This window comes from Streptomyces sp. NPDC056231 (assembly GCF_048270745.1).
Taxonomy (GTDB): Bacteria; Actinomycetota; Actinomycetes; order Streptomycetales; family Streptomycetaceae; genus Streptomyces.
The window spans coordinates 1-13,064 of sequence record NZ_JBLVKW010000130.1; the positions used below are offsets into that span (position 1 = coordinate 1).

The 13,064-nt window shown below is 72.0% G+C and carries 12 protein-coding genes; 6 read left to right on the forward strand and 6 right to left on the reverse strand.

Annotated features, from left to right (window positions below):
* Positions 1 to 62: 62 nt before the first annotated feature.
* The 4 genes from ACNPQM_RS41650 to ACNPQM_RS41665 all read right to left on the reverse strand — a co-directional run bounded on the left by ACNPQM_RS41650 (position 63) and on the right by ACNPQM_RS41665 (position 3,588).
* Entirely contained in the window at positions 63 to 437 is a 375-nt protein-coding gene (locus ACNPQM_RS41650) for an RNA polymerase-binding protein RbpA (RefSeq protein ID WP_007262928.1), read from the reverse strand.
* A 264-nt stretch (positions 438 to 701) separates the two neighbouring features.
* A complete protein-coding gene (locus ACNPQM_RS41655) occupies positions 702 to 2,078 on the reverse strand; it encodes an MFS transporter (RefSeq protein ID WP_358861027.1) in 1,377 nt (458 codons plus the stop codon).
* 47 nt (positions 2,079 to 2,125) lie between these two features.
* Positions 2,126 to 2,890, reverse strand: a complete 765-nt coding sequence (locus ACNPQM_RS41660; RefSeq protein ID WP_418088066.1) for a glycerophosphodiester phosphodiesterase — start codon at positions 2,888 to 2,890, stop codon at positions 2,126 to 2,128.
* On the reverse strand, positions 2,887 to 3,588 hold the full coding sequence (locus ACNPQM_RS41665; protein WP_418088067.1) for a YczE/YyaS/YitT family protein: 702 nt from the start codon (positions 3,586 to 3,588) through the stop codon (positions 2,887 to 2,889). Before ACNPQM_RS41665 ends, ACNPQM_RS41660 begins: the two co-directional genes overlap by 4 nt.
* Before the next feature lie 123 nt (positions 3,589 to 3,711).
* Between ACNPQM_RS41665 and ACNPQM_RS41670 the strand changes: the two genes are divergently transcribed.
* Positions 3,712 to 5,211 (forward strand): PLP-dependent aminotransferase family protein, encoded by a 1,500-nt coding sequence (locus ACNPQM_RS41670; RefSeq protein WP_418088068.1) that lies wholly within the window; start codon positions 3,712 to 3,714, stop codon positions 5,209 to 5,211.
* Between the two features lie 65 nt (positions 5,212 to 5,276).
* On the opposite strand, the gene ACNPQM_RS41675 is transcribed toward ACNPQM_RS41670, so the two are convergent.
* Complete coding sequence (locus ACNPQM_RS41675; RefSeq protein ID WP_418088069.1) at positions 5,277 to 6,920, reverse strand: hypothetical protein; 1,644 nt, start codon at positions 6,918 to 6,920, stop codon at positions 5,277 to 5,279.
* A gap of 38 nt (positions 6,921 to 6,958) precedes the next feature.
* Positions 6,959 to 7,153: a hypothetical protein gene (locus ACNPQM_RS41680; RefSeq protein ID WP_266988092.1), complete on the reverse strand. Its 195-nt coding sequence runs from the start codon at positions 7,151 to 7,153 to the stop codon at positions 6,959 to 6,961.
* Positions 7,154 to 7,467: 314 nt separating this feature from the next.
* On the opposite strand from ACNPQM_RS41680, the gene ACNPQM_RS41685 reads away from it, so the two are divergent.
* The 5 genes from ACNPQM_RS41685 (at position 7,468) to ACNPQM_RS41705 (ending at position 12,974) form a co-directional block, all read left to right on the forward strand.
* Complete coding sequence (locus tag ACNPQM_RS41685; RefSeq protein WP_358861022.1) at positions 7,468 to 7,860, forward strand: ankyrin repeat domain-containing protein; 393 nt, start codon at positions 7,468 to 7,470, stop codon at positions 7,858 to 7,860.
* Between the two features lie 218 nt (positions 7,861 to 8,078).
* Positions 8,079 to 9,497, forward strand: coding sequence for a HEAT repeat domain-containing protein (locus ACNPQM_RS41690; protein WP_358861021.1), 1,419 nt, complete (start codon positions 8,079 to 8,081; stop codon positions 9,495 to 9,497).
* A 140-nt stretch (positions 9,498 to 9,637) separates the two neighbouring features.
* Positions 9,638 to 10,816 (forward strand): glycosyltransferase family 4 protein, encoded by a 1,179-nt coding sequence (locus tag ACNPQM_RS41695; protein WP_418088070.1) that lies wholly within the window; start codon positions 9,638 to 9,640, stop codon positions 10,814 to 10,816.
* Entirely contained in the window at positions 10,813 to 11,976 is a 1,164-nt protein-coding gene (locus ACNPQM_RS41700) for a glycosyltransferase (protein ID WP_418088071.1), read from the forward strand. The genes ACNPQM_RS41695 and ACNPQM_RS41700 overlap by 4 nt, the downstream gene beginning before the upstream one ends.
* A complete protein-coding gene (locus ACNPQM_RS41705) occupies positions 11,973 to 12,974 on the forward strand; it encodes an SGNH/GDSL hydrolase family protein (RefSeq protein WP_418088072.1) in 1,002 nt (333 codons plus the stop codon). Before ACNPQM_RS41700 ends, ACNPQM_RS41705 begins: the two co-directional genes overlap by 4 nt.
* Positions 12,975 to 13,064: the final 90 nt, after the last annotated feature.

Here is a 13,064-nt window from a genome sequence, read left to right on the forward strand (position 1 = left end):
GGCCGTGACACACGCTCGGTGTGTCACGGCCCGCGGCTCTGTCTCTCTGCGGTGTCGCGCGGTCAGGCAGACTTCCTGCTGTCTCGCGGGTGCACGGCGATGTTCATGGCTCCGGAGCGCAGAACCGCCAGCCTCTCGGCCAGCACCTCCTCGAGCTCCTCGCGTGTGCGCCGCTCCATGAGCATGTCCCAGTGCGTACGCGCAGGCTTGCCCTTCTTCTCCTCGGGGCCATCCCCGTCCACCAGGAGTGCCATGGCGCCGCACGCCTTGCACTCCCACTCCGGCGGAATTTCCGCCTCTACCGAGAACGGCATCTCAAATCGATGTCCGTTCTGGCATGCGTACTCCACCGCCTGGCGCGGGGCCAGATCGATGCCGCGGTCCGTCTCGTAGCTGGTAACCACGAGGCGCGTGCCGCGGAGAGCTCGCTCACTCATGAATCGTGCCTCCCGGGCTTGTCGCCCACAGGACAGGTGTCGCTGTCGTCGTCATCCGGTCAACGTCCGGTCGGCGGCAAAGATTCCCGTTGCCGGTCATGCGTCGCCCGTCGTGCCGCTGCTTTTTCAGAGTTGGGTACCCAACATTGCCCGGTTTGTCACATTTGGCAGAAGTTGTCACCCAACGGTTCGGCTTCTTCCACTCGCAGTAACGGTCCTCCGGGCAGGCCAAAGGCGTACACTACCGGCCTTTCACTTCAACGTCTAAATCCGTTCAGGAACGGGATTTCCCGCGGCCGCGACGGCCTGCCGTACAGGCACCCTCGCGAGCAGCACGGAACCGACCGCGAAGAAGATCACCAAAGAGATGATCGCATCCCGGTAGCTGCCGGTCAGCTGATACGCGAGACCGAACACCAGCGGCCCCAGCCAGCTCAGTCCGCGGTCGCTCATCTCGTACGCGGAGAAGTACTCCGCCTCCTTGCCGCGGGGCACCAGATGTGAGAACAGCGAGCGGGACAGTGCCTGGCTGCCGCCGAGGACCAGGCCGATCGCCGAGGCCAGCAGATAGAAGAAGACCGGGGCGTCCGAGGGCAGGAAGTATCCGGCGACGAGGATCAGGGTCCAGACGACGAGCGAGGCCAGGATCGTGCGCTTCGCGCCGTACGCCTGCGCCAGCCGGCCCATGCCCAGGGCCCCGGCCACCGCCAGCACCTGCACCAGCAGCACGGCCGTGATCAGGGATGTCTGGTCGAGGCCCAGTTCCTCGGAGCCGTACACCGACGCCTGCGAGATCACCGTCTGGATGCCGTCGTTGTAAACAAGATAGGCGAGCAGGAACGAGAGCGTGAGCGGGTGGCGGCGCATGTCGCGCAGGGTCGCGAGCAGCTGTCGCCAGCCGGAGCCGACCGCGCCCTCACCGCCCGGTGCCACCCGCCGGTCACGCAGCCGACGCAGCGGTACGACCGTGAAGGCTCCCCACCAGACCCCCGCCGACGCCAGGCAGATCCGTACCGCGTCGGACTCGGAGAGACCGAACGAATCGTGGCCCGTGTAGAGGACCAGATTGAGGACCAGGACCAGCGCCCCCGACGTGTAGCCGAAGGCCCAGCCCCGGGACGAGACGGCGTCGCGTTCGTCGGGCTCGGCGATCTGCGGGAGATACGCGTTGTAGAGCACCATCGACACCGAGATCGACGCGTTCGCCACGATCAGCAGGAACGCGCCCAGCAGATAGCGGTGGCCGTCCAGGAAGAACATCCCGGTCGTCGCGGCCGCTCCTACGTATGCGGCGGCCGCCAGCAGGGGCTTCTTGCGGCCCGTGCGGTCGGCGGCGGCGCCCACGATCGGCATCATCACCACCGCCACCACGACGGACATCGAGACCGCGTAGGCGAAGAGCGACCCCGCGCGCACCGGGATGCCGAGCGGGCGCACGAAACCGTCGGCGTCGGCGGCGGCCTTGGCGATCGACGTCAGGTAGGGGCCGAGAAACACGGTGAGAACGCTGGTCGAGTAGACCGAACACGCGAAGTCGTAGAAGTACCAGCCGCGTTGTTCGCGTTTGCGGTCCGCGGCACCGGCACCGCCGGTGGTGTGTTCCGGCGTCGGCTCAGCGGTGTCGGCGGTCTCGGTGCTCAACCCGCACCCCCCTCGTATCTCCCCGTGGTGACGCCGCCGGGCCGGCGTCAGGCCCAGGCCCCCCGATCGCTCAGCACCGTGCGCAGCGTCTCGATGTGATCGGTCATGATGCCATCCACACCGAGATCGAGGAGAGCTGCCATCCGCTCCGGTTCGTTCACCGTCCAGACATGGACCTGGAGTCCGCGGGCATGGGCCTCCCGGACGAAGCGCCGGTCGACCACCCGGAGCCCGTTCTGGCTCTCCGGGACCTGCGCACACACCGCTCCGGCGCGCAGGGCGGCCGGTATGCCGTACGAGCGCAGCCGCAGGCCCAGGATGCCGCGGATGCCGTACGAGGTGGCCAGCCGGGGGCCCGCGAGGCGGTGCGCCCTGGCCACCCGGGTCTCCGAGAACGAGCCGACACACACCCGGTCCCAGGCATCGGTCCGGCGGATCAGGTCGATCAGCGGGACGAGCGCCGGCTCGGCCTTGATGTCCACGTTCCAGCGGGCGTCGGGAAACGCCTCCAGCAGCTCCTCGAACAGCGGCAGCGGTTCACGGCCCGCCACCCGGGCCCGCCGCACCTCGCTCCACGGCAGGTCGGCTATCCGGCCACGGGCGTCCGTCACCCGGTCCAGGGTGGCGTCGTGGAAGGCGACCAGACGTCCGTCCGACGTCGTGTGCACATCGGTCTCGAAGTAGCGGTAGCCGGCATCGGCGGCCCGGCGGAACGCGGCCGTGGTGTTCTCGATCCCGTCCGCCGCTCCGCCTCGGTGGGCGAACGGGATCGTCACGGGATGGTCCAGATAGGGGTGGCGTACAGAAGTCACTGCGGCAGTATGGCCTCCTCCGATGGCCGGCCGGTGACGGCGGCGGTGCCGGACCCCGGCGCGGGAGCGACGGTCTCGTCGGCGGGCTTCGCCTCGGGGACGGCGAAGAAGCGCAGGAACCGCTGGGCGAGCGGGCCGATGGACAGTGCGTACAGGACCGTGCCCACGCCCAGGGAGCCGCCGAGCAGGAAGCCGGTCGCCACCACGGCCACCTCGATCGCCGTACGGACCAGGCGGACCGAGCGGCCGGTGCGCCGGTGCAATCCGGTCATCAGACCGTCACGGGGCCCGGGGCCGAACCGTGCCGCGATGTACAGCCCCGTCGCGACACCGTTGAGCGCGATCCCCGCGACCATGATAACGATCCGGGCCGCCAGTCCGTGCAGCTCCGGGACGAGAGCGAGCGTGCCGTCCATGGCGAGGCCGATGGCGAAGACATTGGAGACCGTGCCGAGCCCGGGGCGCTGCCTCATCGGTATCCATAGGAGGAGGACCGCCGCGCCGACGATGATCGCGACGACCCCGATGGACAGCCCGGTGCGTTGTGCGAGGCCCTGGTGCAGCACCCCCCAGGGTTCGAGCCCGAGCCCGGCGCGGACCATGAGCGCCGAGCTCGCCCCGTACAGGGCCAGACCGACGTACAGCTGCATCAGCCGCCGTGTGAGGTGCGCCCGGCGGGGGACGGCGGTGACGGACAAGATGTGCTCCCTCGTGTGGTGGTGGACTGCTGCCGTGTGGTGATGGTGGACTGCCGCATGACACTCTGTGGCAGGGGATTGGCTGCCAACTATGGCCAATCCGAGGAAGGTGGACTGATTTACATGGCGCAGTGGACTTCGGCCGTCGGTGCCGCGCAGCTCGCCCGGCAGCTCCAGGCCCAGCAGCAGAAGCCGATGGGCCCCGGCGCCCGCAGGCCCCCCGCCTATCGCGCGCTCGCCGACGGCGTCCGGCTGCTCGTCCTCGAAGGCCGGGTGCCGGTTGCCGCCCGGCTCCCTGCCGAACGCGAGCTGGCGCTCGCCCTGTCCGTCAGCCGTACCACCGTCGCCGCCGCCTACGAGGCGCTGCGTGCCGAGGGGTTCCTGGAGTCCCGGCGCGGCGCCGGCAGCTGGACCGCGGTCCCGGCAGGCAACCCCCTGCCCGCGCGCGGCCTGGAACCGCTGCCCCCGGAGTCGCTCGGTTCGATGATCGACCTGGGCTGTGCCTCGCTGCCCGCGCCCGAACCCTGGCTGACCCGCGCCGTCCAGGGCGCCCTGGAGGAGCTGCCGCCGTACGCGCACACCCACGGCGACTATCCGGCCGGGCTGCCCGCGCTGCGGCAGATGATCGCCGACCGCTACACCGGGCGCGGCATCCCGACGATGCCCGAACAGATCATGGTCACCACCGGTGCGATGGGCGCGATCGACGCCATCTGCCACCTCTTCGCCGGGCGCGGCGAGCGGATCGCGGTGGAGTCCCCCTCGTACGCCAACATCCTTCAGCTGATGCGGGAGGCGGGCGCCCGGCTGGTGCCGGTGGCGATGGAGGACGGGATCGGCGGCTGGGACATGAACCGCTGGCGGCAGGTGCTGCGTGACGCGGCGCCCCGGCTCGCGTACGTCGTGGCGGACTTCCACAATCCCACCGGCGCGCTCGCCGACGAGAGCCAGCGGCGGGCCCTGGTGGACGCGGCCCGCTCCGCCGGGACGGTCCTGGTCGTCGACGAGACCATGAACGAGCTGTACCTCGACGCCGATGTCGAGATGCCGCGCCGGGTCTGCGCCTTCGACCCGGCGGGCAGCACCGTGCTCACCGTCGGCTCGGCCAGCAAGGCGTTCTGGGCCGGCATGCGGATCGGCTGGGTGCGGGCCGCGCCGGACGTGATCCGCAGTCTGGTGTCCGCCCGCGCCTACGCCGACATGGGCACACCCGTGCTGGAACAGCTCGCCATCAACTGGCTGATGCGCACGGGGGGCTGGGAGGAGGCCGTCGAGCTCCGGCGCGGTCAGGCGCGGGAGAACCGGGACGCACTGGTCGCGGCGGTGCGCCGGGAGCTGCCGGAGTGGGAGTTCCAGGTACCGCGCGGCGGGCTGACGCTCTGGGTGCGCACCGGCGGACTCTCGGGGTCACGGCTGGCTGTGGCGGGCGAGCGGGTGGGGGTGCGGGTGCCGTCCGGTCCGCGATTCGGCGTCGACGGCGCCTTCGAGGGATACGTACGGCTGCCGTTCACGGTCGGCGGTCCGGTGGCGGACGAGGCGGCGGTACGGCTCGCCGCTGCGGCGGAACTGGTGAGGTCGGGGGCGAGCGCGGGAGCGGAGGCGCCTCGCACGTTCGTCGCCTGACGGCCGAGGTGCGGCGGAAGGGGCGGGGGAGGATGGTGTGATCCTTCCCCGCCCCTTCCGCGCTCCTACTCGCTGAGCGACATCTGCTCGGGGGTCAGGGCGATCTCCGCGGTGAGTGCGTTCTGCGGGGTCAAAGGGGTCGCAGTCGCCGCAGTCGCTGGAGTCGCTGGAGTCGCCGGATCCGGAACACTCGCCTCGATCGGCGTCTCCCCCGTGGGCAGGAGATCGAGCACCGCCCGGCGGTGCGCCTCGCTCGTCGCGTCGTCGTACGGATCAGGTGTGGCCGGAACCTGGAGCCGCAGCACCGGACCAGTACCGAGCCGCACGTACCCCCGGCCGGGCGGGACCTCCGGGGTCGGTGTGGTGTGCGGCTCCACGCCGAGCACCGACTCGATCTGCTCGCGGGAGCTGTGGCCGAGCACGACGCGGGCCCTGGTGTGGGTCCGTACCGTCTCGCTGAGCGTGTCCAGGCTGTCGAACTGGTCGGCCAGCACCACGGTGACACTGGCCGCGCGGCCGTGCCGCAGCGGCACCTGCAGCAGCTCCTGCGGGTCGGGTCTGCCGTCGGCGGCCGCCAGATGGCCGAGGACGCTGGGCCGGTCCAGCAGGATCCAGAGCGGGCGCCTGGTGTCCTCGGGCGCGGAGTGACCCGCCTGCCGGGCCCGGTTGGCGGCGATCAGCCGCCGCTCCGTCTCGTGGGCCGCCCACTCCAGGCTGGCCAGCGCGCCGGCCAGTCCGCACTCGACGGCCAGCACTCCGGTGCGCCCGGTCAGGCAGGCGTACTCGCCGGTTCCGCTGCCTTCGATGATGAGGATGTCTCCGTGCTGGAGCGCCTGGACGGCGATGGAGCGCAACAGGGTGGTGATGCCGCTGCCGGGCTGTCCGGCGATCAGTAGGTGCGGCTCGGTGGAGCGGGCGCCGGTCCGCCAGACGACCGGGGGAGCGTCCCGGGTCGTGTCCCCCTCGGTCACCGGCACGGTGCGCTGCACCGCGTCGGTGTCGGTGAAACCCAGCACCGTCTCGCCCGGCGCGGTGACGAAGCGCTGTGCGGCGATCGAGGTGGGGAGTGCGTCGAGCACGCTCATGACGAGCTGGTTGGCCTCCTCGTCCCAGGCGAAGTGGTACTCGCGGCCACGGCCCGACTTGGCGTGCAGCAGCTGTTCGATCCGGGCACGGGAGGCGGTTTCGCTGTCGGTGAAGTATGCGGGGTACGAGACCTGGAGGCGGGTGACGCGACCGTCGCCGTCGAACGCGTAGCTGCTGAACGCCTTGGCCCAGTCGCCACCGTGGGCGAACAGCGGACTGGGGTCCTCGGCGACGGAGAAGTGCGGCACGAGTGCCTCGTACAGCGCCTGCAGCCGCGCCGTCTCGGCCTTGCCGGGACCGGTCTTCGGGGGCGTGCGTTCCCGCCCTTTCCATGCGGCGGCGCCCATCACCGTGACCAGGGCGAGCAGCGGCCCGTACGGGATCAGCACCACCACGAGTACGCAGGCCGCGATGAGGAACAGGATGGGATTACGCCGCTCCTTGGGCGTCGCGGCCCACTTCTGTCGTCCCGCACCCGCCAGCAGCCGCAGGCCACGAACGACCCTGATCAGCGGATGGAGGACGTCGGTGGCGTTGCCGGCGGCCGTGCGCGCGAACTCGCGACTGCGAGTGATCGAAGCGCTGCCGCTGCTCAGAATGCGGGGAAGGGGTCGCCGGGCCACGTCGGTTCTCCTGAAGGGGTGGGAGCGGTCGCGGCGGGTCAGAACTTGATCCCGCCCAGGAGGCTGGCCAGGCTCGCGCCGCCCGCCGTGATGCTCGGTGCGATGGCGGTGCCTGCCAGATAGAAGCCGAACAGGGCGGTGACGAAAGCGTGCGAGCCCTTCAGACCGTCCTTCCTGAAGAACAGGAAGACGATGATGCCGAGGATGACGACGCCAGACATGGAAAGGTTCATGAGTGGTTCTCCTGGTCGGGGGGACAGTCACCATGAGTTCTTCCAGCCTCACAAAAAGTATCTATAGGATAAAAGCTGCAATTGGGTGAAAACTCGGTTTTTTCACTGAACTGGCCGACAGGGGAACGCGGTGCGGACGGAACTTCCGGGGCCGCGCATGGTGGGGGCCTCGCGTGACGTGATCCTTTGCCGCGGCCGGGGCGCGGCATGTGCGCTGCAGGGCAGTACCCTGTCGGTTCACTCGTACGGCCCGCACGGCGTACCAGCCCCTGGCCGACAGCAGTGAAACCCGTTTATGGAAGGCGGTCCGTCCGATGAGCGAAGCCCCCGACCCCGAGGTCGTCGAGCTGGCGACCAAGGTCTTCGACCTGGCGCGCCGCGGGGAGGCCGAGGCGCTCGCCGCGTACGTGGACGCCGGTGTGCCCGCAAACCTCACCAACGACCGGGGTGACACGCTGCTCATGCTCGCCGCGTACCACGGGCACGCTCCCGCGGTCGCGGCCCTCGTGAGCCGGGGAGCCGACCCGGACCGGGCCAACGACCGCGGCCAGACGCCGCTCGCCGGGGCCGTCTTCAAGGGCGAGGCCGCGGTGATCGAGGCGCTCCTCGCGGCGGGCGCCGACCCGGACGCCGGTACACCGTCCGCAACGGACACCGCACGCATGTTCGGCAAGGTCGACCTGCTGGAACTCTTCGGCTCCCGCTGAACGGGTTCGCCGTAAATGTGGTCGCGGTGGCGAAATGGCTGGGTCATCATGACGTCGCGGGCCCGATTCGGGCCACCGACGAGAGGCAGAGGAAGATGGTCTACAGCAAGCAGAAGACGGCGGTCGGCCGATCATGTTGCTGCGCGGCGTAGTGCCCACCCGGCACTTGGAACTGCACAGTCCCGGTTGCGTCGACAGCTTGATGTGAGGCTTCTCCCATGTTCGATCCGTTCATAGCGCCGAGCGGCACCCTGCTCGGCCTGCTGCAGAGGGGCCGCGGCGACGGCACGCTCCACGCGCTTGCCGCACCGCGCCCCGAGGCCCTCGCGGCGCTCAACCACTGTGTCCTGAGCGACCCGCGTCACGACTGGCAGGTCGAGAACCGCTCCCTCTACTACGCACGCCTGTATCTCGACCTCGACGGCGGCATCGAGGAGATCGAGCGGCATCTCTGCGATCCCGACGACCACATCGACACCGACGACTCGCGGACCGGCCTGGCCCTCGCGGTCCTCGGCCACCTCGCCTCATACGGACGCGGCGACGCCCTGGCCCTGCTGCGGCGGTACGCGGCGACGGGCGCCAACTGGGCGTGGGCACTCGACGAGCTGGCCCTGCGTGACGACGACGCCGGGCTCCGTTCCCTCGCCCTGCCCGTCCTCGCCCGGTTCCCCGCCACCGAGGAGGGCGCCGCCGAACTCGCGGCCGCCGTACGGGACGCCTTCGAGCCCCGGCCCTGGCGGCTGTGGGCCGAGGACCCGCGTGAAGCGGTCGGCGCCCGGGTCAGGGCCGCCTCCGAACAGGGCTCGTTCGACCGCTGGCAGCGGCAGATGCGGCCCGGCGGCCCACGCCCTGGCTGGAGCGTCCAGGCCGTGTTCGACTGGGCCCAGCAGGGGCTGGACCGCGGCAGCGTCCTGCACGTACCGGCCGCCCGTTGCCTCACCGCCGTCGCCGGTCCCGAGGACCGGCCGTTCATCGTCGAGACCGCCCGCAGCGGCCCGGACGGCGCCCGCTGCGCTGCCCTGCACTACCTCTCCGAGGTCAGGGACCCCGCTGTCCTCGACCTGATCGAGGCCGCGGCGGTCAGCCCGTCGAGCACCGTCGCCGACGCGGCCGTGTCGGCCTTCGAGCGGATGTGCGGCGACGCGGCGGTGGACCGGGCCCGGCGCTGGGCCCGACGGCCCGACGCGCTCGGCGCCTCCGCCGCCGGCGTGCTGGCCTGCCGGGGCGGAGCGCAGGACGCCTCCTTCGTCCTCGCCGCCCTGCGCGACGCCGTACGCGGTGAAGGGCCGGACGCACCGCGTCTGTGGACCCTGGTCGACGGCACGGGCCGGCTGGGCATCGCCTGTGCCGCACCCGTTCTGCGCCATGTCTACCGGGAGACGTCCTCCTCCCATTTGCGCGGCCGGGCGGCCCGCGCGCTCGCCGCCACCGACCCCTCCTTCGCCACCGGCTTCGCCGTCGAATGCCTGTGGGACTGTGAGGAGTCCACCCGCGAGGTCGCCGCACTCCATGCGGAAACCGGCGACATCAGGGTCGCCGAACGGCTGCGCCGACTGGCCGCCGACCCGGCCGAAGAGGCCGAGGTGCAGACCGCGGTACGCAGCAGGTTCGGGCCCGACGCCCCCGCTGTCTGACGCGCTCCACGCACAGCAGGACGCAGCGCTTCGGGGGAGCGCGGCGTACCCGCCCACGAACGTCCAACGCTCATGGGACGTTCCCCGGGGGGAAAGATCCAAGTCGGCCCAGTCACGTCCGGCGCGACGACAACACGGGTATGCGTGTCGTCATCGTCACCGAATCCTTCCCGCCCGATGTCAACGGCGTGGCCCACTGCACCCTGCAGACCGCCCGGCATCTCGCCGCGCGCGGCCACGAACCGCTCGTCATCGCCCCGGCCACCGCCGGCGCGGCGACCACGTCCCGCTCCGCCTCACCCCCGTACCCCGGCACCGCGGGCGGCACCGACCTCTTCGCGTCGGCCGAGCCCTGCCCCGTGGTGCGCGTCCCGTCCCTGCCGCTGCCCGGCTACTCCCAGGTCCGGGTGGCGCTTCCCAGCCGTCGGCTGACCGCGGCCCTCATCGCCCACCGGGCCGAACTCGTCCATCTCGCCGGACCGTTCGTGCTCGGCGTCCGCGGCATGGCGGCCGCCGCCCGGCTGGGGCTGCCGACCGTGGCCGTCTACCAGACCGACCTGGCCGGCTACGCCCGTACCTATCTCGGCGCCGGCGAGAACACCGCCTGGCGGCGGATGCGCGCTGTGCACAGCGCCGCCGACCGCACGCTCGCTCCGTCGACCGCCGCCGTCCGCGACCTCACCGACCACGGGGTGGAGCGGGTGCAGCTGTGGCCGCGCGGGGTCGACACCGTACGGTTCCGGCCCGCGCTGCGCGACGAGGCGCTGCGCCGGCGCCTCGCCCCCGGCGGGGAGAAGCTCGTCGGATACGTCGGCCGGCTGGCCCCGGAGAAGCATGTGGAACTTCTCGCCGGAGCCTGCGGATTGCCGGGGGTGCGGGTCGTGGTCGTCGGCGACGGCCCGAGCGGCGCCTCGCTGCGCGCGGCTCTGCCCGGCGCCGCCTTCCTCGGCCGCAGGACCGGGGACGACCTCGCCCGGATCGTCGCGTCGCTGGACATGTTCGTGCACACCGGCCCGTACGAGACGTTCTGCCAGACCGTGCAGGAGGCGATGGCCTCCGGTGTGCCCGTGATCGCCCCGGCCGCAGGCGGGCCGCTCGACCTCGTCGGCCACGGGCGGACCGGGCTGCTGGTCCCGCCGCGCGACGCCGATGCGGTACGGGCGGCCGTCGGCGCACTCGTTGCGGACCCGGCCCTCGCGGCGGCGTACGGACGGACCGGGCGGGCCATGGTCGAGGGCCGCACCTGGGAAGCCGTCGGCGATCAGCTGCTCGGCCACTACGACGAGGTGCTGCGCGACCGGCAGGCGGTGGCCGCATGACCGGGCGCGAGCGGGGAACGACCATCGTTCGGCTGGCGAACTTCGTCACCCCGTCCTCCGGCGGACTGCGCACCGCCCTGGACGAACTCGGCCGCGGCTACCTCGCGGCCGGGCACAAGCCGGTGCTCGTCGTCCCCGGCGACACCGCCGGCGATGAGTACATGGAGCAGGGCAGGGTGATCACTCTGCCCGGTCCGGTGCTGCCGGGCAGCGGCGGCTACCGCGTGCTGGCCGGCCGCCGCAGGCTCCGCGACCTTCTCGGAACGCTGCGGCCCGACCGTCTGGAGGTCTCTGACCGCACCACCCTGCGCTGGACGGGCGAGTGGGCGCGCCGCGCCAGGGTGCCCGCCGTGATGGTCTCCCACGAGACGGCGGACGGGGTGCTGCGCACCTGGGGCCTACCGGCGGCCGCGGCCGGACGCGCGGCCGACCGCCTCAACATCCTCAGTGCTCACGCCTACACGAGGATCGTCTGCACCACGGAGTGGGCGGAGCGTGAGTTCATACGGATCGGCGCGCGCAACGTGGTCCGCGCCCCGCTCGGTGTGGATCTGCGGCGCTGCCGCCCCGGCCGCCGCAGCACGGTCCTGCACGCCCGCCATGCGCACGGCCGGTCCGTACTGCTTCTGCTGTGCTCCCGCCTCTCGGTGGAGAAACGTCCGGGCCGCGCCCTGGATGCCCTCGCCGTCCTGAACGGCCTGGGCGTGCCTGCGACGCTGCTCGTCGCGGGCGACGGGCCGCTGCGCGCGGGGCTGGAGAGCCGGGTGCGGGCGGAACGGCTGCCGGTCGAGTTCCTGGGCCATGTGCGCGACCGGGAGCGGATGGCGGATCTGCAGGCCGCGGCCGACATCTGCCTGGCACCCGGCCCAGCCGAGACGTTCGGCCTCTCCGCCCTGGAGGCACTGGCCTGCGGCACCCCCGTGGTGGCGAGCGCGAGTTCGGCGCTGCCGGAGGTCATCGGCGGTGCGGGAGCGGCTGCGGCGGACACCGGCGACGCATTCGCCGCGGCGGTACGGCAACTGCTGGCGCGCCCGGAGAACGAGCGGCGCACGGCGGCGAGACGACGTGCCGAACGCTTCGGCTGGGACCGCTCGGTGGCCGCGTTCCTGGCGGCGCACCAAGTGCCGCAGCGGGGCGGGATCCGGGGAGTGCTCACATGACGGGGGTACGGGCGCGGGCGGGCGGCCTGGAGGGTGCCGTGGCGGTGCCGGTCGTGCCAGTGGCGCCCGCACCGGTCTGCCGGCCGGCTCCCGTGCCCGTCGCGGAAGCTCCGCCGGAACCGACCGCACCGCCCGGGAGCCCCCGCCCCCCGATCCGGTTCGCGGCGCTCGGGGACTCGTTCACCGAAGGAGTCGGTGATCCTGTCCCCGGTGGCCGGCGCGGCTGGGCCGCGTTGCTTGCCGAGGGCATCGGCGACCGGCACCGGGGCGTCGAGTTCCGTAACTTCGCCGTCAGCGGTTCGCTCTCCGGCGATGTCCGTGACCGGCAGGCTCCGGCCGCCGCCGCCTTCCGGCCCGACCTCGCCTCCGTGGTCGTCGGCGTCAACGACACCCTCCGCCGCTCCTTCGACATCCGGATCGTCGCGCAGCGGCTCGACGAGGTCTGTGCGCTCCTGACCGGCGGCGGAGCCGTACTCCTGACGGCATGTCTGCCCGATCCCGGTTCCGTCCTCGGGCTGCCCGCACCCCTGGGGCGCCCGTTGGCCCGGCGGCAGAGTGCGGTGAATGCCGTGGTGCATGCCCTGTCCGCCCGCTACGACGCCGTCCATCTGCACGCCTCGGACGGGACATGGGTCTCCGACCGTTCACTGTGGAGCGTCGACCGGCTCCATCCGGCCGAGCGTGGCCATCGGTCGGTCGCGGCCGGGTTCCACGCCCTGCTCGCCGCCCGCGGTCTCGCCCTCGGCGCCCCGCCCGGACGCGAGCCGGAGCAGCCTCGGCCCAGCCGTGCCGACTCGTTGTTCTGGCTGGCCACGGCGGGCACCGGGTGGCTGGTGCGGCGGAGCACCGATCTGCTGCCTCAGCTGCTGTGCCTGGCGGGAGCGGAGGTACGGCACTGGGCGTGCGGCACGAGCGGGCAGCTGGACCGGCGGGCCGACCAGGCGCTGCAGGGCGCGCTTGCCGCCGTCACGCCCGAGAGGCGGCACGGCGCGTCCTAGAAGATTCATGAAGATCTTGGGGTTCTGGCCCCGCCGCGTGAGCGGCGGGGCCAGACTCGTTTTCGTGGTGATGGGGGAATGGGTCGGGGA

What these genes read in the sequence shown, in the direction of transcription:
- ACNPQM_RS41680 (WP_266988092.1), bottom strand. Translation starts at nt 7,153, where the DNA reads ATGAACCTTTCCATGTCTGGCGTCGTCATCCTCGGCATCATCGTCTTC.
- ACNPQM_RS41700 (WP_418088071.1), top strand. Translation starts at nt 10,813, where the DNA reads ATGACCGGGCGCGAGCGGGGAACGACCATCGTTCGGCTGGCGAACTTC.
- ACNPQM_RS41690 (WP_358861021.1), top strand. Translation starts at nt 8,079, where the DNA reads ATGTTCGATCCGTTCATAGCGCCGAGCGGCACCCTGCTCGGCCTGCTG.
- ACNPQM_RS41695 (WP_418088070.1), top strand. Translation starts at nt 9,638, where the DNA reads ATGCGTGTCGTCATCGTCACCGAATCCTTCCCGCCCGATGTCAACGGC.
- ACNPQM_RS41650 (WP_007262928.1), bottom strand. Translation starts at nt 437, where the DNA reads ATGAGTGAGCGAGCTCTCCGCGGCACGCGCCTCGTGGTTACCAGCTAC.
- ACNPQM_RS41685 (WP_358861022.1), top strand. Translation starts at nt 7,468, where the DNA reads ATGAGCGAAGCCCCCGACCCCGAGGTCGTCGAGCTGGCGACCAAGGTC.
- ACNPQM_RS41705 (WP_418088072.1), top strand. Translation starts at nt 11,973, where the DNA reads ATGACGGGGGTACGGGCGCGGGCGGGCGGCCTGGAGGGTGCCGTGGCG.
- ACNPQM_RS41670 (WP_418088068.1), top strand. Translation starts at nt 3,712, where the DNA reads ATGGCGCAGTGGACTTCGGCCGTCGGTGCCGCGCAGCTCGCCCGGCAG.